Genomic DNA, 953 nt, shown 5'->3' with positions numbered 1-953 from the left:
CTGCGGCGGGCCCCCGCCTGCGCGGCCCGCATCCCGTCCTGCGCCGCCTGTCGCGCCGACTGCTCGGCGCCTCGCTGCGCGGCTTGCTGTGCGGCCTGCTGGCCGGGATTCGGAAACATCGGCGCTCTCCCCCACGGAACGGACATCCCTTTCCGTGGGGCACGTCACCCTCGGTCGGGCGGGTTCCCATCGCGGCCCACGGTCGCCGGACCCGGACCCGCTCGTGACCGGAGTCACATATTCGGGTTCACTCGACGCCCGCGAAGTGCTCCCGCACCAGCGACTGCGCCACGTCCCACTCCCCCGCGCCCAACGCCTCCAGGAGCGCGAGGTGTTCGGACGCGTCGGCCACCAGGTCGGCCCGCCCGCGTGCGGCGGGGCCGCCGACCAGCGGCCACTGGGCGCGCCGGTGCAGGTCCTCGGCGATCTGGACGAGCTGCTCGTTCCCGGAGAGGGAGAGCAGAGCACAGTGGAAGGCCCGGTCGGACTCGGCATACGTCGCCCGACACCCGGAGGACGCTGCGCGCACGGTCCCCTCGGCCAGCGGGCGCAGGTCGGCCCAGCGGGCGCTGGGCACCGTACGGGCGAGCCGCAGCATCACGGGGACCTCGATCAGGGCACGGATCTCCGCCAGCTCGGCGAGTTCCCGGGCGCCCCGCTCGACGACCCGGAAACCCCGGTTCGGTACGACCTCGACGGCGCCCTCGGCGGCGAGCTGCTGCATGGCCTCGCGCACGGGGGTGGCCGAGACGCCGAACCGGTCGCCGAGCGCGACCGCGGAGTAGACCTCGCCCGGGGTCAGTTCCCCGCCGACGAGGGCGGTGCGCAGGGCGTCGAGTATCTGCCCGCGCACGGAGGGCCGCTGAAGGGCCTGCCGGGGGCGCGGGAACGGCGTCTCGCTGTGCGTGTGCTCGCCGCGGACGGCGCCGGCACCGTCCGCGAGGCCCCGGTCC

1 protein-coding gene is annotated in these 953 nt (G+C 75.6%); it reads right to left on the bottom strand.

Features of this window, described 5'->3' with window-relative positions:
- Positions 1 to 247: 247 nt before the first annotated feature.
- Positions 248 to 953: GntR family transcriptional regulator (locus R6V09_RS53885; RefSeq protein WP_317888659.1), on the bottom strand; the 706-nt coding region annotated here is incomplete at its 5' end.

The organism is Streptomyces sp. W16, assembly GCF_033194735.1.
GTDB lineage: Bacteria > Actinomycetota > Actinomycetes > Streptomycetales > Streptomycetaceae > Streptomyces.
Note: the sequence above shows the minus strand (reverse complement) of the source record. Positions and strands in the feature narration are given on the sequence as shown.